The 25114-nt window shown below is 56.8% G+C and carries 21 protein-coding genes and 1 pseudogene; 18 read left to right on the top strand and 4 right to left on the bottom strand.

The window, feature by feature from the left end:
* The first annotated feature begins 206 nt into the window (after positions 1-206).
* The 6 genes and pseudogenes from ACR0DE_RS06450 (at position 207) to rpsD (ending at position 6703) form a co-directional block, all read left to right on the top strand.
* A complete protein-coding gene (locus ACR0DE_RS06450; protein ID WP_480752344.1) occupies positions 207-2717 on the top strand; it encodes a heavy metal translocating P-type ATPase in 2511 nt (836 codons plus the stop codon).
* 15 nt (positions 2718-2732) lie between these two features.
* Positions 2733-3119, top strand: a complete 387-nt coding sequence (gene cueR, locus ACR0DE_RS06455) for a Cu(I)-responsive transcriptional regulator (protein ID WP_170405727.1) — start codon at positions 2733-2735, stop codon at positions 3117-3119.
* 825 nt (positions 3120-3944) lie between these two features.
* Complete coding sequence (locus tag ACR0DE_RS06460; protein ID WP_170564198.1) at positions 3945-4421, top strand: DUF411 domain-containing protein; 477 nt, start codon at positions 3945-3947, stop codon at positions 4419-4421.
* A 108-nt stretch (positions 4422-4529) separates the two neighbouring features.
* Positions 4530-5160 (top strand): annotated as a pseudogene (locus ACR0DE_RS06465) (IS5 family transposase); the annotation flags it as partial.
* Between the two features lie 395 nt (positions 5161-5555).
* Entirely contained in the window at positions 5556-5870 is a 315-nt protein-coding gene (locus ACR0DE_RS06470; RefSeq protein WP_170392467.1) for a hypothetical protein, read from the top strand.
* A gap of 212 nt (positions 5871-6082) precedes the next feature.
* On the top strand, positions 6083-6703 hold the full coding sequence (gene rpsD, locus ACR0DE_RS06475) for a 30S ribosomal protein S4 (RefSeq protein WP_170392466.1): 621 nt from the start codon (positions 6083-6085) through the stop codon (positions 6701-6703).
* A 123-nt stretch (positions 6704-6826) separates the two neighbouring features.
* On the opposite strand, the gene ACR0DE_RS06480 is transcribed toward rpsD, so the two are convergent.
* Complete coding sequence (locus ACR0DE_RS06480) at positions 6827-7288, bottom strand: Lrp/AsnC family transcriptional regulator (protein WP_170401903.1); 462 nt, start codon at positions 7286-7288, stop codon at positions 6827-6829.
* Between the two features lie 103 nt (positions 7289-7391).
* Here ACR0DE_RS06480 and ACR0DE_RS06485 point away from each other — a divergent pair, with 103 nt between their 5' ends.
* From ACR0DE_RS06485 to ACR0DE_RS06500, 4 genes are all read left to right on the top strand, one after another.
* Positions 7392-8807 carry an aminotransferase class V-fold PLP-dependent enzyme gene (locus ACR0DE_RS06485; protein WP_480752345.1) on the top strand — a complete coding sequence of 472 codons (1416 nt, stop codon included), beginning with the start codon at positions 7392-7394 and terminating at the stop codon, positions 8805-8807.
* A gap of 64 nt (positions 8808-8871) precedes the next feature.
* Positions 8872-9957, top strand: a complete 1086-nt coding sequence (hisC, locus tag ACR0DE_RS06490) for a histidinol-phosphate transaminase (RefSeq protein ID WP_170392463.1) — start codon at positions 8872-8874, stop codon at positions 9955-9957.
* Positions 9954-10874 carry a prephenate/arogenate dehydrogenase family protein gene (locus tag ACR0DE_RS06495; protein WP_480752347.1) on the top strand — a complete coding sequence of 307 codons (921 nt, stop codon included), beginning with the start codon at positions 9954-9956 and terminating at the stop codon, positions 10872-10874. The genes hisC and ACR0DE_RS06495 overlap by 4 nt, the downstream gene beginning before the upstream one ends.
* On the top strand, positions 10871-11692 hold the full coding sequence (locus tag ACR0DE_RS06500) for an extensin family protein (RefSeq protein ID WP_170801999.1): 822 nt from the start codon (positions 10871-10873) through the stop codon (positions 11690-11692). The genes ACR0DE_RS06495 and ACR0DE_RS06500 overlap by 4 nt, the downstream gene beginning before the upstream one ends.
* On the opposite strand, the gene ACR0DE_RS06505 is transcribed toward ACR0DE_RS06500, so the two are convergent.
* A complete protein-coding gene (locus ACR0DE_RS06505) occupies positions 11689-12690 on the bottom strand; it encodes a DUF2125 domain-containing protein (protein ID WP_480752348.1) in 1002 nt (333 codons plus the stop codon). The two genes, ACR0DE_RS06500 and ACR0DE_RS06505, sit on opposite strands and share 4 nt — an antisense overlap.
* Positions 12691-12757: 67 nt before the next feature.
* Here ACR0DE_RS06505 and ACR0DE_RS06510 point away from each other — a divergent pair, with 67 nt between their 5' ends.
* From ACR0DE_RS06510 to ACR0DE_RS06520, 3 genes are all read left to right on the top strand, one after another.
* Positions 12758-13288: a gamma-glutamylcyclotransferase gene (locus ACR0DE_RS06510; protein ID WP_170392457.1), complete on the top strand. Its 531-nt coding sequence runs from the start codon at positions 12758-12760 to the stop codon at positions 13286-13288.
* 68 nt (positions 13289-13356) lie between these two features.
* Positions 13357-14535: a biopolymer transporter ExbB gene (locus ACR0DE_RS06515; RefSeq protein ID WP_170392455.1), complete on the top strand. Its 1179-nt coding sequence runs from the start codon at positions 13357-13359 to the stop codon at positions 14533-14535.
* 3 nt (positions 14536-14538) lie between these two features.
* Positions 14539-16218 (top strand): peptidoglycan -binding protein, encoded by a 1680-nt coding sequence (locus ACR0DE_RS06520; RefSeq protein ID WP_480752350.1) that lies wholly within the window; start codon positions 14539-14541, stop codon positions 16216-16218.
* An 87-nt stretch (positions 16219-16305) separates the two neighbouring features.
* On the opposite strand, the gene clpA is transcribed toward ACR0DE_RS06520, so the two are convergent.
* The gene (gene clpA / locus ACR0DE_RS06525; protein WP_170401887.1) at positions 16306-18630 is read right to left on the bottom strand and encodes an ATP-dependent Clp protease ATP-binding subunit ClpA; all 2325 of its coding nucleotides are present in this window, start codon (positions 18628-18630) and stop codon (positions 16306-16308) included.
* 174 nt (positions 18631-18804) lie between these two features.
* Positions 18805-19572 (bottom strand): hydroxyacylglutathione hydrolase, encoded by a 768-nt coding sequence (gloB, locus tag ACR0DE_RS06530; protein ID WP_480752351.1) that lies wholly within the window; start codon positions 19570-19572, stop codon positions 18805-18807.
* 61 nt (positions 19573-19633) lie between these two features.
* Between gloB and ACR0DE_RS06535 the strand changes: the two genes are divergently transcribed.
* The 5 genes from ACR0DE_RS06535 to atpD all read left to right on the top strand — a co-directional run bounded on the left by ACR0DE_RS06535 (position 19634) and on the right by atpD (position 25109).
* On the top strand, positions 19634-20368 hold the full coding sequence (locus ACR0DE_RS06535; protein ID WP_170401881.1) for a methyltransferase domain-containing protein: 735 nt from the start codon (positions 19634-19636) through the stop codon (positions 20366-20368).
* A 302-nt stretch (positions 20369-20670) separates the two neighbouring features.
* The gene (locus ACR0DE_RS06540) at positions 20671-21231 is read left to right on the top strand and encodes a F0F1 ATP synthase subunit delta (protein WP_170564161.1); all 561 of its coding nucleotides are present in this window, start codon (positions 20671-20673) and stop codon (positions 21229-21231) included.
* A complete protein-coding gene (gene atpA / locus ACR0DE_RS06545) occupies positions 21232-22770 on the top strand; it encodes a F0F1 ATP synthase subunit alpha (RefSeq protein ID WP_170392443.1) in 1539 nt (512 codons plus the stop codon).
* Positions 22771-22785: 15 nt separating this feature from the next.
* A complete protein-coding gene (locus ACR0DE_RS06550) occupies positions 22786-23664 on the top strand; it encodes a F0F1 ATP synthase subunit gamma (RefSeq protein ID WP_480752352.1) in 879 nt (292 codons plus the stop codon).
* Between the two features lie 20 nt (positions 23665-23684).
* Positions 23685-25109, top strand: coding sequence for a F0F1 ATP synthase subunit beta (gene atpD / locus ACR0DE_RS06555; RefSeq protein WP_480752353.1), 1425 nt, complete (start codon positions 23685-23687; stop codon positions 25107-25109).
* Positions 25110-25114 lie beyond the last annotated feature (5 nt).

Below are 25114 nucleotides of genomic sequence, written 5' to 3' on the forward strand. Positions count from 1 at the left end.
GCGGTTTTTCATGTCAAAGTCCAACTTTGCGGAGGAACTTACTGTGTCAATGGCTTTGTCTATAACTGACTTGCGGTGCCCGCAGCTCATATCCGGGATACTTAGCGTCGTCATGGATGATGAGAAAGAAAGTCAGCCTCATCCCTTGACCTTCCACTTGCTGGAACCCTTATGTTGCCCGTCAGCAGAACATACGTGGTGACAATATGACTGAAAATTCACATGCGCGGTTCCAGGTTCAGGGTATGAGCTGTGCTTCCTGCGTTGGGCGCGTCGAGCGCGCGCTGAAAGCTGTGCCAGGGGTAGATTCCGCTTCGGTTAATCTCGCCAGCGAAAGCGTTCAGGTCGATTTCCGCGATCCAGCCGATAAAGCGGCCATTGCTGATGCGTTAAACCGCGCCGGATATCCGGCGCGGACGGCAGAGGTCACTCTGGATATTCAGAACATGTCCTGCGCATCCTGTGTAGGGCGCGTTGAACGAGCCCTGGAAGCCGATGGCGGCGTCTTGTCCGCGTCGGTCAATCTGGCCACTGAAAGTGCAACTGTGCGTTATGCTGAGGGAGTCACAACACCCGAAGCCATAGCGGCGCATGCGGCATCTGCTGGCTATCCGGCGAGCCTGCGATCTGCAACGCAGACCGAACCACACGACCGCAAAGCGACAGAGATCAGCCATTTGGCGCGGCGAACAAGCTTGGCCGCCTTGCTCGCATTGCCGGTATTCATTCTCGAAATGGGCTCGCATGTTATTCCGGGCATGCACCACCTGATAGCGAGCACCATCGGCATCCAGAACAGCTATTACCTGCAATTCCTTCTGACCACGATCGTTCTTTTTGGGCCAGGCTTGCAGTTCTACACCAAGGGATTCCCTTCCTTGGTCAAAGGCGCGCCGGACATGAACTCTCTGGTGGCCCTGGGCACTTCGGCGGCATATGGGTTCTCACTGATCTCGACCTTCGCGCCGCATATTCTTCCTGCCGGAACCGCAAATGTCTACTACGAGGCCGCAGCGGTAATCGTGGTTCTTATATTGCTTGGGCGGTTCCTCGAGGCGCGCGCCAAGGGCCGAACTGGTGAAGCGATCCGAAAACTGGTCGGTCTGCAGGCAAAAACAGCACGAGTTGAGCGCGACGGATCGGTTGTCGAGCTACCGATTGAGCAGATCGTTGTAGGGGATATTGTGCACGTTCGACCGGGCGAAAAAATAGCGGTGGATGGTGCCGTAATGACCGGCGCGTCATATGTCGATGAAAGCATGATCACCGGAGAGCCGGTTCCCGTCGAAAAAACCGAGGGCGCAACTGTGGTCGGGGGGACCGTAAATGGCGCGGGTGCATTGACGTACCGTGCTGAAAAGATCGGCGCAGACACTATGTTGGCCCAGATCATTCAGATGGTCGAACAAGCACAGGGTGCCAAGCTTCCGATTCAAGGCCTGGTCGACCGCATCACGCTGTGGTTTGTGCCGGTAGTGATCGCAGTGGCCGTTGTAACAGTGCTGGTATGGATGTTGTTCGGACCCGATCCCGCGCTTAGCCTGGCGTTGGTGGCCGGGGTTGCGGTACTGATCATTGCTTGCCCCTGCGCCATGGGGTTGGCCACACCTACTTCCATCATGGTCGGCACTGGCCGCGCTGCCGAGATGGGCGTCCTGTTCCGAAAGGGCGATGCCTTGCAAATGCTGCAGGAAACCACCGTTGTTGCGGTGGACAAGACGGGCACCCTGACCGAAGGGCGTCCGGAGCTGACCGACCTGATTGTGGCCGAAGGAATGACCGAAGACGAGGTTCTGCACCTTGTTGCTGCCGTTGAGGTCACTTCCGAACATCCAATCGCCACAGCCATCGTGCGCGCGGCAGAAACCCGTGGTCTGGAGCTTTCCAAGCCAGAAGACTTCACGTCGATCACCGGTTACGGGGTAAGCGCCTCAGTCGAAGGCCATAAAATCCTGATCGGGGCCGACCGCCTGATGAGTCGCGAAGGGGTAGAAATGGGCGCGTTGTCTGATCGGGGCGCTGAACTCGCAATCAACGGAAAGACTCCACTTTATGCTGCCGTAGACGGGGCTATCGCGGCCGTAATCGCTGTGGCGGACCCAATCAAAACCACCACGCCGGACGCAATCGAAGCTCTGCACGGGCTGGGCCTGAAAATAGCGATGATCACCGGCGACAATGCCTCTACTGCCAAATCCATTGCGGCGCAGCTTGGCATCGATCATGTCGTGGCTGAAGTTCTGCCCGAGGGTAAAGTATCCGCGTTACAGGATTTGCGTTCAAATGGCGGAAAACTGGCCTTTGTGGGTGATGGCATCAATGATGCGCCTGCTTTGGCGGCAGCTGACGTAGGAATTGCGATCGGGACAGGCACTGACATTGCCATCGAAGCGGCTGACGTCGTTCTGATGTCAGGCGACCTGACGGGCGTGGTCAATGCCTTCGATATTAGTCAGCGCACCATGCGTAACATCCGCCAAAACCTGTTCTGGGCGTTCGGCTACAACACACTGCTCATACCGGTTGCGGCAGGGGTGCTTTATCCGTTTGGCGGCCCGCTGCTGTCGCCGGTTTTGGCCGCAGGTGCCATGGCTCTCTCCAGTGTATTTGTCCTGACCAATGCGCTGCGGTTGCGCTGGGTAAAGCCGATCAAAGTTGGGCGAGAACAGATCTCGCAGAACACCGAGCAAACGCTGCGTTCAGTGCATGCTGGATAGTATAGGAGAACCGCTGTGAATATCGGAGATGTAGCAGAACGTTCGGGTCTGCCTGCCAAAACCATCCGCTATTACGAGGATATCGGGTTCATCAAACCCAAGCGGAGCCTCAATGGGTATCGCCATTTCGACGAAAAGGAACTGCACAAGCTGGCTTTCATCGGGCGAGCCCGCTCATTGGGCTTTACCATTGAGGATTGTCGTTCACTACTGGCGTTGTACGAGGACAAAGAACGTGCCAGCGCGGACGTGAAAGAAATTGCAAAACAGAATCTGAAAGAGATCGACGATAAGATTGCCGATCTGAAGGCGATGCATGAAACACTGTCTCATCTGATCGAAGAATGCGCTGGCGACCACCGCCCAGACTGTCCAATTCTAAAAAACTTGGGCCAAGCGTAGTTAACCTTGTTGTTTGATCTGCCTCCAAGTTTGGCAATCTTTTTCTTCAGACGTGGCAATCCGCTCTTCTCTAGTGCGCGCCGCACTATCAATTGTAGTTTTGTTGGCTTCGGGTCAGCACGTTGCCACGATCACACTACGTCCGCAGTACGGTGAATGAGTTGATCCCTGTTTTAAGAGAAACGCTTTTAGTGTGCGTCTGTCTTACGGTGACAATCATCGGCTCTGTTGCTTTTGCAAACAACGACTTTGAGATCGCAGACAGCCACAGACAGTATGGCGTTTCGATCGCGTCAAAAGCATCTGAATTCAAACACAACAATCGCCGTTCGCATTCTACCACCGATCAAGATTGCGCGGACGACTGCGTGAGTTGTGGCGGGGCATGCCACACCGGAACCTGTTGCGTTGGTGAAAACCCGACCCAATTAGGACTTGCGGTTTTGGTGGAAGCTTATGGCCAGAGAAACCGTAACATGGACACGGATAACCATAATTCTCAAGCGCCTCTGACGCCCAATCTTCCTCCACAAGTATCCTAACACCCAAAGTCCCGAAAGTGCGGGTTTTCAAATTGTTTCTGTTCGAGCATGCACTGCGGTCGTAAGGAGATTATTATGTGTGGAAGAGAGGCTAAACTATCAGTATTTGCCTTGGCGCTCATCGTATCCAAGCGGTTGCGACATGCGTGCGCTATGCACCGAAAGCGAACAGAAACAGGGCTGGTCATGATCGCGTGCTTGACACAAATCATAGCACTTGCCTGCGATTTCGGTCACAAGACCGAATATCACAGCGCAGGCGTAAACCCGGAAAGGAAATGACATGACCACCACGAAACTTGACCGACGCCTTTTCCTGGCTGGCCTCAGCGCCTCCGGCATCGCCCTGGCTTCACCTACATTTGCAACGACCAAACCGCTGGTGCAGGTTCTCAAGGACCCCGCATGCGGGTGTTGTGGCGCGTGGATTGATATTATGCAACGCGAAGGATTCGAGATGGAAGTGCAGAATGCCTCCTGGGAGACTTTGTCCGAATACAAAGCTAACAAGGGTATTCCAGAAGAGATGGCGTCCTGTCACACGGGCTTGCTCGAGGGCTATGTCATAGAAGGTCATGTGCCCCCGGCGGACATCCGGCGCTTGTTGGCCGAACGCCCTGATGCGGTCGGGCTGACAGTGCCAGGTATGCCCTATGGCTCACCTGGTATGGGGCCGGAGAGTGAGCGGGAAGCCTATTCGGTTTTCCTGATCGGTAAGGATGGCACCACAGAAGTTTTCAACCATTACAAGGCAGCGTGATTGCCAATTTTTTGCAACAACCGCAAACGGAATTGCCAAGCGTTTAGTGTGAATTTCGGTAGCAGCGATTGAAAAGCGAGTTCAAGGTCGGCTAGTCCGATACGGGGCTGGTCCGATGCTCCGAGAGAGTAAGGCCCACCCAAGACGCTCTACAACTGCTGAAAACGTTAGAGCGACAACGGCGTGTTTGCACGGATCATGGAAGGGCTGGCTTCGGACCATTCCGATCACAGGGCGATCATGATAAAAGTGAGCAGGTGAACGCCATGCGTTCGAGTGGGCCTGCGCAAGTATCTGAAGGCACATCGCATGGCTTTAAGCCTACGGTTGAAAAAAGGGGCGCTGGTGCCTGATTGGGCGTGCCAAAGGCGGAATGAACACCAAGTTGCATGCCGTCACCGATGCTTCTGGTCACCCAGTCCGGTCTTTCATAACTGTCGATCAGATCAGTGACTACACGGGTGCCAGGGCACTTCTGAGCAGCCTACCAGCCGCCGATTGGATGATTGCTGATCGGGGTTACGATTCTGACTGGTTCCGAAAGGCTATGAAAGACAAAGGGATACGCCCATGCATCCCCGGCAGAAAGTCACGCGAGAAGCCTGTCCGAAAAGATACACGCAGGCTCAAACGCCGAAACCGCATCAAGATCATATTCGGTCGCTTGAATGAATGGGGCCGAGTAGAAACCCGCTACGAAAGATGGCTGAAAGTGTTCCCATCAGCCATCGCACTCGCAGAGATTTTCAGGCTCCGAAATTCAATGAGCCTAGGGTCTAGCGCAGTGCGCCAGACGTTCACCAACATTCGACGAAAAGTATCAATATGAGGCTGTTCTTTAGCAACATTTTCGTGATTGCTGCATTTCGGTCTCTTTTCCGCCCATTTTTTCGTTGATACACAAGCACAGTTACTTGTGGGATGAGTAAAAGTGCGGGCGGACAGATGAGAACCGGTTATAACGGTCGAATAGCAATATTTTGGACACAGACGGAAGTTGACGGGCTTGAGGCGGCGCCTTTGGCCCACTTGTGCGTTGGCAGTTCTTGGTCCTGGAGGGGGCGAGGGGTCCAACTCGCCGCAAGTGCAGACCAAGTTGCGCTGCACGCAGGCTCCACCGGTCTTGGATTTTTATTGGCGGCCGGAGCCAGTTTCGCCAACCCCGGCGAGATCAACGAAAGTGCCAAGATCGAGTTGTCAAACGGGGCTCAGACTTTCGTTGCCGAGCTGGTGCGTGAGGTGAACGAAGCGTCTCTGGTGCTTGTGTTTGAGGATGGATACCCTGAGCCTGATCAAGATTTCTGGGTCAGTTCGGCAGCTTCACATATTGAACCTGTTGAGATTGACAGCGGTTATGACGACAAGGTTGTCGTGTTCCCGGCGGCTCGTGCAAATGCAAGTTCAGTGCCGGTAAGTCTATCAAATACTGCCGGTTGGGCCGCTGAATAACGGATACTTCTCAGAAAGATTCCAACTCTAAGCAGAAATCCTACCCTTTGCTTGCTCTGGCGTGTTGACTCTGGCCGAAGCAGGGATATAAGCGCGGCTTCATTGGTGTTGGTGGCCCCCGCGAGGGGATGCCTGTCATGGGGGAAACCTCAAGAGGACAACGCCCTTCATAGTGGCCCATCGGGGCCTCGATCTAAAGAAGGAGATCAGCCGTGACCAAACGCACGTCTGCCAAGTATAAAATCGACCGCCGGATGGGCGAAAACATCTGGGGTCGTCCGAAATCCCCGGTTAACCGTCGTGAATACGGCCCCGGCCAGCACGGCCAGCGCCGCAAGGGCAAACTGTCTGACTTCGGTCTGCAGCTACGTGCCAAGCAGAAGCTGAAAGGCTACTACGGCGACCTGACCGAGAAGCAGTTCCGCCGCATCTATGCAGAAGCCGAACGTGTCAAAGGTGACACCGGTGAAAACCTGATCGGTCTGCTGGAGCGCCGTCTGGACGCCGTTGTTTACCGCGCCAAGTTTGTTCCGACCGTGTTCGCCGCACGTCAGTTCGTGAACCACGGCCACGTTAAAGTGAACGGCAAGCGGGTCAACATCCCGTCCTACCGCGTCAAAGAAGGCGACGTTATCGAAGTGCGTGACAAGTCCAAGCAGTTGGCCGTTGTCCTGGAAGCTGTCGGCTTGGCCGAGCGTGATGTGCCTGACTACATCGACGCCGACCACTCGAAAATGACCGCGACTTTCGTGCGTGCACCGGGCCTGAGCGATGTGCCTTACCCGGTTATGATGGAACCGAACCTGGTCGTCGAATTCTACGCGAAGAACTAATCTTCGCCGACCTGTTGAGTTTAAGGGCCGCGCTTTCAGCGCGGTCTTTTTTGTTTTGATGGGGCTCTGCCCCAGTCGCTGCGCGACTCCCCCGAGATATATTTGGCCAGATGAAGAGGCGGATCAGATAGGAAGCGGGCGACTTTCGGCAATGGCCTCCATTGCGAAATAGGAGGTGACGCTGTCCAGTTCGATCTTATCGATGAGGCGTTGATAGACTTTGTCGTAAGAGGCCATATCTTCTGTAACGACCTTGAGTTGATAGTCATAGTCGCCGCCAATGCGATGGAAATCGACCACTTCAGGAATGGTCAGGACATGACTGCGAAAGGCCTGCAACCATTGGGCAGAGTGGTGGCGCGTGCGTAGCATGACGAAAACCACCAGATTCAGCCCAAGCTTTTCGCGCGCGATGCGCGCCGTAGAACCTTGCAGGACACCTGTGTCGTTCAAGGCCTTTATTCTTCGCCAGCAGGCATTTTGGGACAGGCCGACCCTATCTGCCAATTCTCGCTGGGAAAGTGTTGCGTCTTTTTGCAGTTCCTTCAGAAGACGCGTGTCAATTTGATCTAATTTTTTCTCCATAGAAACTCATATGACACAAAAATCGGACATATAAAGCATAAAATTGTGAGGTTTCCACAGGATGGATCAATCATATTGGAGTTAGCAATATGGAGCCTGTGTTATGACCTTGTCCAACTTTCGCGCAGAAATTCAATCTGCTGCTCACGGAAATACTCTGCGTGATGGGCTGATCGGTGAGGGGGTACTCATCCCGGGTCTGCATGGGGACGTGCCGCTTGTGTATGCGGACTACGTTGCCTCGGGTCGCGCGTTGCGACAGGTCGAAAATTTCGTGGCCGAGCATGTGTTGCCGTTCTATGCCAACAGCCACACCGAAGCCTCCTATTGCGGTTCCTATATAACCCGTTTGCGCCGCGAGGCGCGGGCCGAGATCGCCCGCATAGTTGGCGCCAAGGAAGAGGACGCGGTGATCTTTACCGGGTCTGGCGCTACAGCGGGTCTCAACCGGCTGGTTAGTCTGCTGGGAGTGCAAGAGGCTAATCAGCCGGTCGTTTTGATTGGTCCGTATGAGCATCATTCGAACATTCTGCCGTGGCGTGAAAGCAAGGCGCGGGTGATCGAGATTCCAGAAGCCGTTGACGGCGGTCCCGATATGCAGGCGCTAAAGGCGGCACTGGTAGAGCACGCAGATTCCGATCTTGTGATTGGGTCATTCTCAGCGGCGTCAAACGTCACCGGCATCATCACCGACCCTGATCCAGTGACGCGGATGCTGAAAGAGCATGGTGCGCTTGCGGTATGGGACTATGCGGGTGGTGGACCTTATTTGCCAATGGATATGGGGCCGGAAGATGCGCGGAAGGACGCGATCGTTGTCTCTCCGCATAAGTTTCCGGGTGGGCCGGGGGCGTCGGGTGTTCTGGTCGTTAACCAATGCGCTGTGAAGCGGACGTGTCCGAGTTGGCCCGGCGGTGGGACTGTCAGCTTTGTCTCGCCTTGGCGACACGACTACAGCGCCGATCTCGCGACACGAGAAGAGGCGGGTACACCAAATGTGATCGGAGACATTCGTGCGGCCCTGGTCTTCATCGTCAAGGATGCGGTCGGAACGGATGAGATCGCGCAGCGTGAGGCGCAGTGTAACCGCATGGCGTTGGATGGGTGGTCCGACAACCCACATCTGACATTGCTAGGTGCCGAGAATGCACACCGCCTGCCGATATTCTCGTTCCTCGTGTGCGATCGGAATGGGCAGCCGGTGCATCAGCAGCTGTTTACCCGGATGCTCAGCGATATCTACGGCATCCAGGCACGTGGCGGCTGTGCCTGTGCCGGACCCTATGCGCATCGTCTGCTGGGCATTGATCGGGCAACATCGGAAGAATTGCATGCGGCCCTGTCGGAGGGTGAGGAAATGAAGAAACCGGGTTGGGTGCGGTTGAATTTCTCTTACCTCATGAGCGAAGAGACCGTTCAGTTCATTATCGACAGCGTTAACGAGCTGTCGCGCCGGACCGAGGAATTCGTCCCATTCTACAATGCCGATCCGGCGACGGCGCGCTTCAAAGCGGCGTAAGATAATTGCCGCTTTTCTCAACCCGTTGAGAAAGGTATGAGGGGCCAAGCTAGTGGAGCCCCTCATGAACCAGATCACACCTCAACCCGGCATAATGGACATCGCGCTGTATCAGGGCGGACAGTCGCATGTTGACGGTGTTGCGGATGTCATCAAGCTGAGTTCCAACGAAAACCCGTTTGGGCCAAGTCCCAAGGCGATCGAAGCGGTGCGCGAAAGTGCCGTTTCGCTGCATCGTTATCCCAGCACCGATCATGCCAGCCTGCGCGCCGCAATTTCTGAACGGCACGGACTGGATGCCAATCGGGTCATCTGCGGTGTCGGCAGTGATGAAGTGTTGCAGTTCGTAGCGCAGGCCTATGCTGGTCCGGGTGATGAGGTGATTTATACCGAGCATGGATTCTCCATGTATCCGATCATCGCGCGAATGGCGGGCGCGACCCCGGTCATGGTGCCCGAGAGGGATCGCCGTGTAGACGTAGATAGCATCCTTGCCGCGGTCACTGGGCAGACACGGATTGTCTTTGTGACCAATCCGGGAAATCCTACTTCAACCATGGTCTCTGACGCCGAATTGCAGAGGTTGGCGGATGCATTGCCAGCCAATTGCCTGATGGTGCTGGATGGTGCGTATGCCGAATTTGTCGATGGTTTCGATGGAGGCGCAGGGCTGGTGGACCGGTTTAGCAATGTCATCATGACCCGGACGTTTTCGAAAGTGTACGGTCTAGGTGGGATGCGCGTTGGCTGGGGCTATGCGGCGAAAGAGATTATTGATGTGCTGAACCGCGTTCGTCAGCCGTTCAACCTATCGCTGACGGCTCTCGCGGCGGCCGAGGCCGCCGTGCGGGATGAGGAATATCTGCGGTTCTGCCTGTCTGAAAACGCACGCCTCCGGATTTGGTTGTCTGATGAACTGGCGAAGGTCGGCGTTTCATCCGATGTGTCATGCACGAATTTCATCCTCGCCCGTTTTGCTGACAGGGCCGAGGCGGAAGCCTGCGATGACTATTTGAAAACGCAGGGTTTGATCGTGCGGCGGGTCGCGGGCTACAACCTGCCAAACGCGCTGCGGATCACCGTAGGCGACGAAATCGCCTGCGGTCGCGTGGTTGCAGCGATTACTGCGTTCAAAGGGGGCGCTGTATGAGCCAGATTTACGACCGTGTTGCGCTGATCGGGTTGGGCCTGATTGCATCGTCCATGTTCTGGGCGATCAAACGGGCTGGGCTTGCGGGGGAAGTGACGGGCTATGCGCGATCCGAGGCAACCCGCGAGACGGCGCGCCAGATCGGCCTTTGTGACCGGGTTTGCGAGACCGCGGAAGAGGCGGTCGAAGGTGCTGATCTAGTGGTTTTGTGTGTCCCCGTTGGTGCAATGGGACCTGTGGCGCAGCAGATTGCGCCGGTTCTGAAATCCGGTGCCACCGTTTCAGACGTGGGGTCGGTAAAGCGTCACGTGATTGACGCCGTCTCACCCCACATACCCGATAGCGTTCATTTCATTCCGGCACACCCTCTGGCCGGGACCGAGCATTCCGGGCCTGAATCGGGATTCGCCGAACTGTTCGACAATCGTTGGTGCCTGTTGGTGCCGGTCGAAGATTCCGACCCGGATGCGATCGCTCGCCTGCGGGCTTTGTGGGAGGGTATGGGATCGAATGTCGATGAGATGGACGCCGCGCATCATGATTTGGTGCTGGCGGTCACCTCGCACGCACCTCACCTGATTGCCTATACGATGGTGGGTGTTGCGGATGATCTCCGGCGGGTTACAGACACCGAAGTCATCAAGTATTCGGCAGCTGGTTTCCGCGATTTCACCCGCATCGCGGCTTCGGACCCGACGATGTGGCGTGATGTGTTTCTGACCAACAAAGACGCAACGCTGGAGATTCTGGGCCGGTTTACGGAAGAGCTCTTTGCGCTACAGCGGGCCATCCGAACAGGTGACGGAGAGCAATTGTTCGACTACTTTACGCGCACACGGGCGATCCGCCGCGGCATCATTGATGCGGGCCAGGATACGGATGCGCCAGATTTCGGGCGGGGAAAAACATCGACATGAGAAAGATCGGTTGCAGCCATTTGATTTTCTGCGTTGCTTTGGCGGCAACGACTGCAAATGCGGCGGCGCCTGAAACTTCTATTGTGCCGTTGACGCGCCCGGAAACCACCCAAGCGATGGTGGCAATCGTCACCCCCAACATCCGGCCGGTGCTACGGCCCGCTTCGCCGCAGGTAACGGCCGCTGCAGCCCGTCCCGCTGAATTACCATTGCTCGGGCCCGAGAATTCGATCCGCCCGTTTGTGCGCCCGGAAGAATTGGAACAACGCGTCTTTCTTAAGAAACGCAAGCTGCGTAAGGGTTCAGTCTGTGGCGATATCGATATTCAGGGTAAGCCGGTTGGACGTGTGAAGGGCAAGATCAAAGCCTGCGGGATTAAGGATGCAGTGCAAATCACCTCAGTATCGGGGGTCGGGCTGAGCCGCCCAGCGACGATGGATTGCGGCACTGCACAGGCGCTGAATAATTGGGTCGACAAAACTGTAAAGCCCACGTTCAAACGCCGAGGTCCGGTGGTCGAGCTACAGGTCGCCGCGCATTACGCCTGCAGAACACGTAACAACCGTAAAGGGGCGCGGATCTCTGAGCATGGTAAAGGGCGCGCCATCGACATTTCGGGCTTCAAGATGGCCGATGGTGAGGTGGTGACGGTTCTAAATGGCTGGCGCAAAAATCCGTCCAAGAAGCAACTGACCAAGGTATGGCGCGGCGCGTGTGGGCCATTTGGCACGGTTCTCGGACCAAACTCTGATCGCTTCCATCGGGATCATTTCCACCTAGACACCGCGCGCTACCGCAGCGGCACCTATTGCCGTTAACGCAGTACCAGTCTCGGGGCAGGAGCAAGGGGCAACGGACCCAAGGCGACGAACCCATCTCTGAAATTCAGCTGTAAATCCAGCGCATTTGGGTTGCCACCCAGTCCAGCCATGAAGCCCAATGCGCGGGTCACAGGATCGACTGCCTGATCCGGCAGCGCACCTGCGGCGTTTGCCATCGCGATCATGTCGCGCCAGTTTTCGGCTTTCATCGCAATTTCACCTGTTGGAATGCCCTGTTCGTCAATTTCCAGTTCGCCGGTGGCGAACAGACGCAGCTCACCCCATTTCATTTCTGTCAAACGCAGATCAATCGCAACGGGTTGGGGGCGACGCTGCTCAAGTGCGGTGCGGTCCCAGGGTTTGTCGAAAGTGACAAACATTTCCATTTCCAGCGTTTCGAACGATTGCGGCAGGGTCGATGCTGAACGCATCAGGCGTCTCAGATCATCGCCGGGGGTAAATCCGTCGATCTTCGCGGTAATCCCATAGCTTTCGGGCGCTCCAGATTGCTCCATCACAAGGCTCAGCGACTGGCCTCCGGCTTGCGGATTACCTTCGGTTGTCAGCAGCCAGCGCTTTGAGGTCAGCGCCATTTTCTCGAGCACCAGCGCGACACCGGGTTGGAGCTGCAATTCGGCTTGTAGCGCTTCGGCCTGAACGGTCGTGGTCTGGTCGAAATAGGAAAGGCGCTGCGGCGTACTGGCAAAGCGCAGCATCTGGCGGCCGGGCCAGATTGCTGGGCTTTGGAACTCGACCCAGTCCGCACTCCACGCCGTTCCGTTGACCGGATCGGCCAAAGCGGGATTATTCAGGCGTGTGATGTGCTGAAATGGATATCCTGCCGTCGACACGTCGGAGAATTCGGCCTGCCAGCCCAGTTCTTGCTGCCGGTCAAACCAACCGGTCAGGGCGTTTCGCAGACCATAACCGGCGACAAACCAGTAGGCGCTCCACGCGAGGGCGATAAATACGAAAACGCGTATCAGACGGCGCATGATGAATGGCCCTTTTTCCTGCCTCGGATTTGATGTTTATAGGGCCAAACGGGCAAGGACCAGTGCAATGACGATGTGGGTATTCGGATATGGATCGCTGCTGTGGAACCCGGGCTTTCCGGTGGCACGCAGCGAACGCGCTAAATTGCACGGATATGCGCGGTCGTTTTGCATGCGCTCTATCCACCATCGCGGCACGGAAGAAGACCCCGGTTTGGTATTGGCGCTGGACGAACAGCCAGACGCGCATTGCACTGGATTGGCGCTTGCTGTCGAGGCAGGTCACGAAGAGCGCACTTTGGCTGAATTGCGTGAGCGTGAGCTGATCTCGTCAGCCTATCTGGAGCGGATGCTGGACGTGCATCTGGACTGCGGGCAGATCGTAAATGCAGTGACTTACGTCATCGATGCTCACCACGTTCAGTATTGCGGCGGTCTTCCATTGGAAGAGCAGGCTCAGATCATCGCCCACGCGGTTGGCGGACGTGGGCCAAATACCGAATATCTCTACAATACTGCCTCGCACTTGACCGAGATCGGACTGCACGACCCTGATCTTGAGTGGTTGTCGCAACGGGTGCGGACAATCAGCGCATAAACTCTTGGCGTCACGGGGCGAACTTCGATAGGTTCAGCCCAGAGCAGACAATACCAGGAGCCACGCGCATGGCGCAGGCACAACAGGGCGTGAGACCACATTTCTCACAACCGATCCGTCAGATTTTGATGATGCTGATCGCAATAGGGCTGTCAGGACTTGGCGTGTTCATGGCGTTGCCATATGTGCTGCCGGTTATTCAGGCCAATCTGTATCTTAACGGGTTCATTTTGCTGGTCTTTGTCATCGGTGTCGCTGCCTGTTTTCTGCAGGTCACACAGTTGATCGGATCGGTTCGTTGGATCGAAGCCTTTGCCGGAGGGGTCGAACGTGACGATGTGCGCCCGCCGCAACTGCTTGCCCCACTGGCGTCGTTGTTGAGGGAACGCGGGGCGCGGTCTCAGATCAGCTCTAGCTCTACCCGATCGATCCTCGATTCCGTCGCCGAACGGGTCGAAGAAGAGCGCGAGATCACCCGCTACATCACCAACGTGCTGATCTACCTTGGCCTACTGGGGACATTTTTTGGTTTGGCCACCACTGTCCCCGCCATCGTTGATACGATCCGCAGCCTGAACCCGCAGGAAGGTGAAGAAGGTCTGGCCGTCTTCAACCGTCTGATGACAGGATTGGAAGCGCAGCTGCAGGGCATGGGCGTTGCTTTTGGGTCGTCATTGCTGGGTCTGGCCGGATCCTTGATCGTCGGTTTGCTGGAACTATTCGCGGGCCATGGCCAGAACCGGTTCTATCGCGAATTGGAAGAATGGTTGTCCTCAATCACCCGCGTTGGCTTTGCTGCGGGCGATGAGGGCGGCGCGGAACTGGCCGTGCTGACCCCAGTACTGGACGCCATGTCTGAACAAATGGATGCACTGCAGGACATGTTCTCGGCGCAAGAAGTTGATCGTACGAACGTCTCGACCAAACTGGGACATTTGGTCGATGTCATCGGGGAAATGAACCAGCGTCAGGCCCAGACCGAAGGTGTTACGGCTGCGCTTGAACGTGTGGCGCTGGGGCAGGACGCTTTGTTGGATCACATGCGCGAACATGGCGCGGGCGAGGGGATTGATGCGGAAAGCCGCATGCGCCTGCGGTCAATGGATGTTCAGTTGCTGCGTATACTCGAAGAAATCTCCGCTGGTCGTCAGGACAGCATGAACGAACTCCGCAAGGATTTTGAGCTGCTGGTCAAAGCGTTGACTTTGCCACGGGGCGCCGTACGTACCCCCCCGGAAGGAGAGTAACCCATGGCGCTGTCCCGCCGCACAGGTCAACGGTTTTCGGGCTCGGTCTGGCCCGGCTTCGTGGATGCGATGACGGGATTGTTGATGGTGCTGACCTTTGTGCTGACCATCTTCATGGTCGTGCAATTTGTGCTGCGCGAAACCATTTCAGGGCAAGAGGATGAACTGACTGCGCTGTCCGACGAAATCGCCGCTCTGGCCGGGGCGCTGGGGCTGGAAGAGCGGGAAAACAGCCGTCTTCAAGCGCGTCTTGGGAACTTGAATGCAACGCTTAATCAGGTCGAAGACGATCTGGCGCAGGCACAAACCCGCATAACCGACTTTGAAGCACAGGTCGCGGCTTTGCTGGCTGATCAGGCGCGTGCGCAGGGGGATATCGCCGCGCTAGAAACGCAACGCGATGAGTTGCTAAATGAACAAGATGCCTTGAATTTGGCACTTGCTCAAAGCAGACAAGAAATCGACGCACAGGCCGAAGCCGCCCGCCTTGCCGCGGCTCGACGCGAAGCACTTGAAGCTCTCGTCGCCGAACTTGAAACCAGCGAAGATGCACAGGCAGCTCAGATATCCGAGCTAGAACAGCAACTGACCGAGGAAGAGGCCGCGCGTCTGGCCGAAGCCGCCGCTGCTGAGGCGTTGCGTGATCGATTGCAGAATGCAGATGCTGAACTGACAGCGATGACCTTGGCGCTGGAAGCGCAGCGAAAGGAAGCCGAGGATACCCTGACTTTGCTAGCTGCGGCACAGGCTGCCAAGGCAGAGCTTGAGCGTCAGTTCGGTGAGATCAATGCCGAAGAACTGAGGGAACAACTGCAGGCGGCACTGGATGCCCAAACCCAAGCACTAGCAAATGAAGCTGAACAAAGGTCGCTGGCCGAGGAGCGCGCGGCGCTGCTGGCGCTCGCCCGAGAGGCGCTTGCATCGGAACAGGAAATCTCGACCGAAGCGCAACGTCAGACCGCGCTGCTTAATCAGCAGATGGCAGCCCTGCGCAGCCAGTTGGGGTCGCTGCAGGCTTTGTTAGACGATTACGAAGAACGTAATACCGCCGCCGAGATCCAGATACAGACGCTGGGCCAGGATCTGAATGCCGCTCTAGCGCGCGCAGCCTCGGAAGAACGCCGTCGCCGACTGCTGGAAGAGGCTGAACGTATTCGGCTGGAAGCCGAGGCCGAGAAACTGGCGGGCCAAAATCAGGAACTAGCCGCACAGGCCGAGGATTTGCAGCGCTATCGCTCGGAATTCTTCGGGCGACTGCGCGATGTGCTGGGCGATCAGGATGGCGTGCGCATTGAAGGTGACCGTTTCGTGTTCTCGTCTGAGGTGTTGTTTGCCACCGGGTCCGCAAACCTGTCTGCGGAAGGTCGTCAGGAGGTTGCCAAAGTTGCCAATATTCTGCGAAGCGTTGCCGCAGAAATACCCGAAGGGTTGAACTGGGTCATCCGTGTCGATGGTCACACCGATAATGTGCCACTTGCAGGCAGCGGACGATATCGCGACAACTGGGAGCTCAGCCAGGGTCGTGCCCTTTCTGTGGTGCGCTACATGGTTGACGCACTGGGCATTCCACCTGATCGTTTGGCGGCAAACGGGTTCGGAGAATTCCAGCCTGTTAATCCCGCCGACACAACCGAAGCGCGCGCCCAGAATCGTCGGATCGAGTTGAAGCTGACAGAGCGATAAGGCTGGTACGAACCAACTTGGATTACCTGCCAAAAATGAAAAACGCCCACCGAAAAGGTGGGCGTTTTTCGTTATAGAAGCCGTGGGTTAGTCCGCTGTCAAAAGCGGGGGCTTGTCGCCCGGAATGCGGGGCTGATCGGGGCCCAGGATTTCCAGGTTCAGCTCGCCCTTCTTCATCGAGACACGGACCACGCCGCCTTTGGCCAGTTTGCCGAATAGCAGTTCTTCGGCCAGAGGTTTCTTGATGTGCTCCTGAATGACACGCCCCAGAGGACGCGCACCCATCTTGTCATCATAGCCCTTGTCGGCCAGCCATTCGGCGGCACGCGGTGTCAGATCGATGGTCACGCCACGATCCAGCAACTGTGCTTCCAGCTGCAGGACAAACTTCTCAACGACCTGCAAAATGACCTCTTTCGGTAGTGGTGCAAATGAGATTACAGCGTCCAGGCGGTTGCGGAACTCCGGCGTGAACATACGTTCGATCGCTGCGGTATCCTCACCTTCGCGCCGGTCGCGGCCAAAGCCGATGGCGGCTTTCGCCTGCTCCTGCGCACCTGCGTTCGAAGTCATGATCAGGACCACGTTGCGGAAATTCACCGTCCGGCCATTGTGGTCGGTCAATTCGCCGTGATCCATCACCTGCAACAGGATATTGAATACGTCCGGGTGCGCTTTTTCGATCTCATCAAGCAACAAGACGCAATGTGGGTGCTGGTCGACACCGTCGGTCAGCAAACCACCCTGATCAAACCCGACATAACCCGGAGGCGCACCGATCAGACGGCTGACCGCGTGCTTCTCCATGTATTCCGACATGTCGAAACGCAGCAGTTCAACACCAAGCGTGTCAGCCAACTGTTTCGCCACCTCTGTTTTGCCAACACCGGTGGGGCCAGCGAACAGATAGTTGCCGATGGGTTTTTCGGGCTCACGCAGACCGGCGCGCGCCAGTTTGATCGCACTGGATAGCGCTTCGATCGCTTCATCTTGACCAAACACCACGCGTTTCAGCGAGGTTTCGAGATCTTTGAGAACCTCGGCATCATCCTTGGTGACGTTCTTGGGTGGGATACGCGCAATCTTGGCAACCACCGCCTCGATCTCTTTGACGCCGATGGTCTTGCGACGTTTGCTTTCGGCCAGCAGGTGCTGCGCTGCCCCGGCCTCATCGATCACGTCGATGGCCTTGTCGGGCAGTTTGCGGTCGTTGATATAGCGCGCCGACAATTCGACAGCTGTCTTGATCGCGTCGGCAGTATATTTGATCGAGTGATGCTCTTCGAAATACGGTTTCAGACCGCGCAGAATTTTGACACTGTCCTCGACCGACGGCTCGTTCACGTCGATTTTCTGGAATCGGCGGCTCAGCGCGCGGTCTTTTTCGAAATGCTGACGGAACTCTTTATACGTGGTCGAGCCCATGGTGCGCAGTTTGCCACCCTGAAGCGCTGGCTTCAGCAGGTTCGACGCATCCATCGCACCGCCCGAGGTTGCACCCGCTCCGATCACAGTGTGAATCTCGTCGATGAAGAGAACCGCATCAGGGTGCTCTTCCAATTCGGTCACAACCGCTTTCAGACGCTCTTCGAAATCGCCGCGATAGCGAGTTCCTGCAAGCAGGGCGCCCATATCAAGCGAGTAGATGGTGGTTTCCGACAACACGTCCGGGGCCTCGCCTGCAACGATCTTATGCGCCAGACCTTCGGCGATGGCGGTTTTGCCGACACCGGGGTCACCTACCAGCAGCGGGTTGTTCTTGCGTCGGCGACACAGCACCTGAATACAGCGTTCAACCTCGTCCGAGCGTCCGATCAGCGGATCTACATCACCGGCGCGTGATTTGGCGTTCAGATCAACGCAATATTTGCCAAGCGCGCTTTCTTTCTGCTCGGCGTCACCAGAGGTCGTCTGAGCCTCTTCTTCGGCTTCATCAGCACCCGTAACAGGACGATTCTCTCCATAGGCCGGGTCTTTGGCCACACCATGTGCGATGAAGTTTACCGCGTCATAACGGGTCATGTCCTGCTCTTGCAGGAAATAGGCTGCGTTGCTTTCACGTTCGGCGAAGATGGCCACCAGTACATTGGCCCCGGTCACCTCTGTGCGGCCAGAGCTTTGAACGTGGATCGCGGCGCGCTGAATGACACGCTGGAAGGCTGCAGTCGGTACTGCTTCTGACCCGTCGATATCAGTGACGAGGTTTGACAGATCTTCGTCGATGAATTCGACCAAGGTGCTGCGTAACTCGTCCAGATCGACGCTGCACGCTTTCATGACGCGCACCGCATCGGGTTCTTCCAAAAGCGCCAGCAGCAGATGCTCTAGCGTTGCGAATTCATGTCGCCGTTCATTCGCCGCCGCAAGGGCCGCGTGGATGGCTTGTTCAAGTGTGCTCGAGAATGAAGGCACGCGGGTGCTCCTCTGTATTGGGCCGGAAGGGGGCGGGCTGCAGGCCGGATCCCCATCCCAACCATGTCCTCATACTATTAGAGTTTGGTTGATCCCGCCCCGGCTTCAAGGGTTTTCTTTCACTTGACAGTCACATTTGTTGTGACCGTGGCCGTGATTGGGGCTTGAAACGGGTTAAAAGCTGTCTTTTTGGGCTCGAATTTCGGCGAATACGGACACGGGATCAGAGTTTTCCATGCCCAGATGGACCTGAATCGCCGGATCAGTGGCCCTTAGAAACGGATTTGTCGCCTTTTCCAGGCCTAAAAGCGAAGGCACAGTGGTTTCTCCGGCAGCGCGGGTGCGATTAATATCGGCCACGCGGTCAAGCAAGGCTGGGTTGTCGGGATCGATGGTCAGGGCGAACTTGGCGTTTGCCTGTGTGTATTCGTGGCCTGAGCACACGATTGTTTCATCGGGCAGGGCCGCCAACTTGCTGAGAGAGGCCCACATTTGCGCAGGCGTGCCCTCGAACAATCGCCCACATCCCAGCGCCATCAGGCTGTCAGCGGTGAATACAACGCCAGTTTGGGGCATGTAGAATGCAATGTGCCCAATTGTATGACCGGACACATCAAGAACCTCGACCGGCTCACCGCCGATATAAAAAGTGTCACCTTCAACCACCGCCTGATCAAGTTTTGGCAAGCGATGCTCATCTGCTTTTGCGCCGATCACACGCGCGGGCTGTTTCGCTAGAATGCCGCTCAGCCCGTCCACATGATCCCAATGATGATGTGTCAACAACACATGGCTTAGCTGCCAGCCGCGCGAATCCAGTTCGGCCAGAATCGGAGCTGCCTCTGGCGCATCGATCAAGGCAGTCTCACCGCTGGCCGGATCATGGGCGAGAAAGGCGTAATTATCGCTGAGGCAAGGAATGGTAACGATCTCAAGAGGCATGGCCTTTTGCCCTTTCATTGCTAGACTGCGCCCAGCTAAGCCGATTGACCGGGTGTCCGCAATGCATCTTGATGTGCAGGATCTGAGGAATTTCTACTATCGCAGCACCCTGGGTCGCGCGGCCCAGGCAGCGATCCGTGGTCGGTTGGTGGATCTTTGGCCCGAAGCCAAGGGGCAAACTGTGGTCGGATTTGGTTTTGCCGTACCTTTATTGCGGCCTTACCTCAAAGATGCGCGCCGTGTGATTGGTCTTATGCCTGGTCCGCAGGGTGTAATGCCATGGCCTGCGGGGATGCCCAATGTTTCCGTTCTGACCGAAGAGACGATGTGGCCAATCGAAACAGGCCATGTGGATAAACTCGTGGTGATGCATGGTTTGGAAACTTCAAACCGACCCAGTCAATTGCTGGAAGAATGCTGGCGCGTTCTGGGGCCCGGAGGGCGTGTGCTATTTGTCGTACCGAACCGGGCCGGGCTTTGGTCGCGCTCAGACCGGACGCCGTTTGGCTTTGGGCAGCCCTATTCAACAACCCAGTTGGAAAACCAATTGCGCGCGCACCACTTCGTCCCTGAAAACCATTGCTCGGCGCTTTACCTGCCGCCTTCGTTCCGTCGGTTCTGGCTAAAATCAGGTAGCCTGATCGAGAAGACTGGACAACGCATCCCAACCGTCATGGCCGGAGGCGTGCTTATGGTTGAGGCCAGTAAACTCATTCGCCCACCTAGCGGAAGCGTTACCAAAGACACAGCGAAGCGCCCGATCAAAGCGTTGGATGGTTTGTTAAAGCCTGCGTGACAGTCCGGCGCATTTTGAACGGAAAAAATGCGGGAAAAAGGTCACAGGAATCGCAAAAACCTGCATATTCGTAACATTTTTCAACTGCCCCAATCGGTCCAAAGGGTCGCACTTGGGTTAAGTGTATGAAAAATAATAATTTGTGGATAAAACTGTTACCGCTATAGCGTATTGCTTGGTTGGAACACCTCTGCTACATCCCCGGTGATTTTGATCCCCGCCCTAAATGGACGGGGTTTCCTCACGCCCCAAGGTAGCGGCCGCTACTCAAAATCGGGGCCTCAAATATCGGAAGGGTGGACGTGTCCGAACCAGCTTCGATTTCCACTGGCATCGCCGAGCGCTATGCCACCGCGATCTTCGAGATCGCCAAAGAGAATAATGACCTTGCAGGTCTGGAAAGCGGAATCAACGATCTGGCAGCCGCATTGGGTGATAGCGCAGAATTGCGCGACCTGATCGCATCGCCTTTGGTTTCGCGCGCCGAACAGGAAAGCGCAATCACTGCTGTTGCTGACAAGATGGGCCTACATGCCATCCTGCGCAATACGTTGGGTCTGATGGCGCAGAAACGTCGTCTGTTCGTTGTACCGCAACTGGTGCAGGTTCTGCGCGACATGCTGGCTGACGAGCGTGGCGAGGTGACCGCCGATGTCGCCTCGGCCAAGGCGCTCACCAAGACCCAAATGGATAAACTGTCCAAGACGCTGTCCGAGCGTGTGGGCAAGACCGTGACAATCAATGCGACCGTTGATGAAAGCCTCATCGGCGGTCTTGTCGTTAAAGTGGGCTCGAAAATGATCGATAGCTCGATCCGTTCGAAGCTGAACTCCCTACAGAATGCAATGAAAGAGGTCGGATAAATGGGAATCCAAGCTGCAGAGATTTCTGCAATCCTGAAGGACCAGATCAAGAATTTTGGTCAGGAAGCCGAAGTGGCCGAGATCGGCCGCGTGCTGAGCGTCGGTGACGGGATTGCCCGTGTATACGGCCTGGACAATGTGCAAGCCGGTGAGATGGTCGAATTCCCCGGCGGCATCATGGGTATGGCGCTGAACCTGGAAAGCGACAACGTCGGTGTTGTTATCTTCGGTTCCGACCGTGACATCAAAGAAGGTGACACTGTTAAGCGCACCAACTCGATCGTGGACGTTCCGATCGGTGACGAGCTGCTGGGCCGCGTTGTTGACGGTCTGGGCAACCCGCTGGACGGCAAAGGCCCGATCAACGCGACCAAGCGTGGCGTTGCAGACGTTAAAGCGCCGGGCATCATTCCGCGTAAATCGGTTCACGAGCCGATGGCAACCGGCCTGAAATCGGTTGACGCAATGATCCCAATCGGCCGTGGCCAGCGTGAGCTGATCATTGGTGACCGTCAGACCGGTAAAACCGCCGTTGCTCTGGACGCGATCCTGAACCAGAAAGTTTACAACGACGCAGCAGGCGACGACGAGTCGAAGAAGCTGTACTGCGTGTACGTTGCGATCGGTCAAAAGCGTTCGACCGTTGCTCAGCTTGTGAAGAAACTGGAAGAGTCCGGTGCGATCGACTACTCGATCGTTGTGGCGGCAACCGCGTCCGACCCGGCTCCGATGCAGTTCCTGGCACCTTACGCCGCGACCGCGATGGCCGAATACTTCCGTGACAACGGCCGCCACGCGCTGATCATCTATGATGACCTGTCGAAGCAGGCTGTGTCCTATCGTCAGATGTCGCTGCTGCTGCGCCGTCCGCCCGGACGTGAAGCCTATCCTGGCGACGTTTTCTACCTCCACTCGCGTCTGTTGGAACGTTCGGCAAAGCTGAACGAAGACTTCGGTGCGGGCTCGCTGACCGCTCTGCCGGTTATCGAAACTCAAGGTGGTGACGTTTCGGCGTTTATTCCGACCAACGTGATCTCGATCACCGACGGCCAGATCTTCCTGGAAACCGAACTGTTCTACCAAGGCATCCGCCCCGCCGTGAACACCGGTCTGTCGGTTTCGCGTGTGGGCTCCTCGGCTCAGACCAACTCGATGAAGTCGGTTGCCGGTCCAGTTAAGCTGGAGCTGGCTCAGTACCGCGAAATGGCTGCCTTTGCGCAGTTTGGTTCTGACCTCGACGCCGCGACCCAGCAGCTGCTGAACCGTGGTGCGCGTCTGACCGAGCTGATGAAACAGCCGCAGTACTCGCCGCTGACCAACGCTGAAATCGTCTGCGTAATCTTCGCCGGTACCAATGGTTACCTCGATAAGATCGACGTGTCCGATGTTGGCCGTTACGAAGCTGGCCTGCTGGCGCACCTGCGCGGCAAGCACGCGGATCTGCTTCAGTGGATCACGGACGAAGATCCCAAGATCAAGGGTGACGCTTCCGACAAGATCAAGGCTGCGCTGGACGAATACGCCGCAACCTTCGCTTAAGGGAGAGGCGGGCATATGCCAAATCTTAAGGACCTTAAAAACAGGATCGAGTCGGTCAAATCGACCCGCAAGATCACCAAGGCCATGCAGATGGTCGCGGCTGCAAAACTGCGTCGCGCCCAGGAATCTGCCGAAGCCTCGCGTCCCTATGCCGAGCGGTTCAATGCCGTGATGGCGGGGCTGGCGGCTTCGGTCGGGGGCAGCGACAGCGCCCCCAAGCTGCTCCGTGGCACGGGCAGTGATGATGTCCATCTGCTGGTTGTCATGACAGCTGAACGCGGCCTGTGTGGCGGCTTCAACTCGAACATCGCCAAGCTCGCTCGCCAAAAGGCGGACGAGTTGCGCGCCAAAGGCAAGACGGTCAAGGTTTTGACCGTCGGCAAAAAAGGCCGCGACGCGCTCAAGCGTGAATTTAGCGATCTGTTCGTTGGACATATCGACCTGAGCGAGGTCAAGCGTCTGGGGTATTCCAACGCGCAAGACATCGCCAAGGACGTCCTGTCTCGTTTCGACGGGGGTGAGTTCGACGTTGCCACGATCTTCTACTCGAAGTTCGTCAACGTTGTGACCCAGATCCCGACGGCACAGCAGGTCATCCCCGCCTCGTTCGAAGACGATGCGACGGGTGACGACAGCGGTGCGGTATTCGACTACGAGCCCAGCGAAGAGGCCATCCTGGCCGACCTGCTGCCCAAGGGGGTTGCCACCGCGATCTTCTCGGCTCTGCTCGAAAACGGAGCGTCTGAACAGGGTGCACGGATGTCCGCAATGGACAACGCGACACGCAACGCGGGTGAGATGATCGACAAGCTGACGATCCAGTTCAACCGCTCGCGTCAGGCCGTGATCACCAACGAGCTGATTGAAATTATTTCCGGCGCCGAAGCGCTGTAGAGACATACCGGAGACGAAACATGGCGAATGCAAAAGGCAAAGTCACACAGATCATCGGGGCCGTCGTCGACGTGCACTTCGAAGATCAGCTGCCTGAAATTCTGAACGCGCTGGAAACCACCAACAACAGCAAGCGCCTGGTGTTGGAAGTTGCTCAGCACCTGGGTGAAAACACCGTCCGTACCATCGCGATGGACGCGACCGAAGGTCTGGTTCGTGGCGAGGCAGTCACCGACACCGGCGCACCGATCTCGGTTCCGGTTGGCAACGCCACCCTGGGCCGCATCCTGAACGTGGTTGGTGAGCCGATCGACGAAAAAGGCCCGGTTGAAGCAACCGAAGCCCGTGCGATCCACCAGCCCGCACCGACTTTTGACGAACAGTCGACCGAGTCGGAAGTTCTGGTAACCGGCATCAAGGTTGTTGACCTGCTGGCCCCATACGCCAAAGGCGGTAAAATTGGCCTCTTCGGCGGCGCCGGCGTTGGTAAAACCGTTCTGATCATGGAACTGATCAACAACATCGCAAAAGTGCACTCGGGCTTCTCGGTGTTCGCGGGTGTTGGTGAACGGACCCGTGAAGGCAACGACCTGTACCACGAGATGATCGAATCGAACGTTATTAAACCGGACAACCTGTCGGAATCGCAGGTGGCCCTGGTTTACGGTCAGATGAACGAACCTCCGGGTGCGCGTGCGCGTGTTGCTCTGACCGGTCTGACCCTGGCCGAGCAGTTCCGCGACCAGTCCGGTACTGACGTTCTGTTCTTCGTCGACAACATCTTCCGCTTCACGCAGGCGGGTTCCGAGGTTTCGGCTCTGCTGGGTCGTATTCCTTCGGCGGTGGGCTACCAGCCGACCCTGGCAACCGACATGGGTGCCCTGCAGGAACGCATCACCTCGACCAAGTCGGGCTCGATCACGTCCGTGCAGGCGATCTACGTGCCTGCGGACGACCTTACCGACCCTGCGCCGGCAACCTCGTTTGCGCACTTGGACGCGACCACCGTTCTTAACCGTGCGATCTCGGAAAAGGGTATCTACCCTGCGGTTGACCCGCTCGACTCGACATCGCGTCTGCTCGACCCGGCCATCGTTGGTGAAGAGCACTACAAGGTTGCGACCGACGTTCAGCAGATCCTCCAGCGCTACAAGTCACTGCAGGACATCATCGCCATCCTCGGCATGGACGAACTGTCGGAAGAAGACAAACTGACCGTGGCACGTGCCCGTAAGATCGAGCGCTTCCTGTCGCAGCCGTTCGACGTGGCCGAAGTCTTCACCGGTTCGCCGGGCGTTCAGGTTCCTCTGGATGTGACCATCGCGTCGTTCAAAGCGGTTGTCGCTGGCGAATACGATCACCTGCCCGAAGCGGCCTTCCTAATGGTTGGCGGCATCGAAGAAGTGATCGCCAAAGCGGAGAAGATGGCCGCAGAAGCCGCCTAAGGAGT

The organism is Ruegeria sp. C10 (assembly GCF_056537805.1).